The organism is Streptomyces sp. NPDC005195 (assembly GCF_040608315.1).
In the GTDB taxonomy this organism is placed as follows: Bacteria; Actinomycetota; Actinomycetes; order Streptomycetales; family Streptomycetaceae; genus Streptomyces; species Streptomyces kaempferi.
On the sequence record NZ_JBEXHZ010000373.1, the window covers coordinates 1 to 1,195 of the forward strand.

Consider the following 1,195-nt stretch of genomic DNA (forward strand, 5'->3'; position numbering starts at 1 on the left):
GAGCGACGTGGCCGCGCACAGTTATGCGCTGGCGCTGCTGGCCGCCGCGCACGCGGCGCAGGGGGCGTCCGAGGCGGCCCGGGAGGCGGCCGGGGAGGCCGGGCCGCTGCTGTCCGGGCTCGGCCGGGAGGGGGCGGCGCCGGTCGTGGAGGCGTGGCGCTGGCTGGGCGAGGCGGTGGCGGACGGCGACGGCCGGCGGGCCCGGCGGTGTTTCCAGCACGGTTTCGACCTCGCCCTGCACCACGGGCAGGGGCATTTGCTCGGCCCCTTCGCGCTGGGGCTGGCACGGGCCTGCCTGGATTCCGGGGACCCGACCGCCGCTGCCACTCACGCCCGTTTCGCCGCCACGGAATTCGACCGGCTCACCGCATATGATTCGTCAGTCGCCGCACAGGATCTCCTCAAATTCATCGAAGAGGGCCCGGAGCATCATTCGGAGAATGATTTCGGAATTCCGCTCAGCACACGCGAGAGAGAAATCGCGATGCTTATAGGCCCGGGTCTCACGAATAAACAGATCGCGGCCCGTATGAACATCAGCATCAAGACCGTGGAAACCCACCTCGGACGCATATTCAAAAAACTCGGGGTGAAATCACGGGCGCAGGTCGTCTTCCTCCTCTCTCTTCCGGTGTCCGAATTCCCGGCCCCCGGGAAGGAATGCGGGCCCGCTCCGCGGAGGCCGGCCACCGTCCGTTCACCCTCACCCGGAGGGCACCCGCCCGGCTCCGGGTGAACGGACGGTGGCACGGGAGTCCGCCCGCGGAGGCGGCCTTGCCGGTGGCCGGTGCCCCCGGCAAAAACCGCGAGGAAGCGGACCCGGTACGCCCGCTACGGGCACTTTGCGGCCACAAAGGTCCCCGCCGCCCCGGCACCAGGGCGCCGCCGCCCGGGACAACGCGCAGGTCCGGACCGGCGCCGGAGGATCAGGCGGGCCGGTGACGGGCGGGACCCGGTCCGGGAGGATCCCGCCGTCCGCGCCGCGGACGGCCGTATCGGGAACACGAGACCCCTTTGTACGCACACCGCCCCCACAGACCGACCGACCGCCCGGTACGGCCCTCTCCACCAGGCCCGCAGGCCGGCGTCATGCACAGGAGCGGGCACCTCGTCCAGAGCCTTACGGGCAGAGTGTCGGGCAGGGTGCGGCGGTGGCCCGAAGGGTCCGGCCGCCGTGCCCGGCCGGGCACGGCGG

Annotated in this window: 1 protein-coding gene; it reads left to right on the top strand. The window is 72.0% G+C overall.

Going from position 1 to position 1,195, the window contains the following annotated elements; genetic code table 11:
- The coding region (locus ABZV34_RS39745) for a helix-turn-helix transcriptional regulator (RefSeq protein WP_356288267.1) at positions 1–736 on the top strand (736 nt) is incomplete at its 5' end.
- Between the last annotated feature and the right edge of the window lie 459 nt (positions 737–1,195).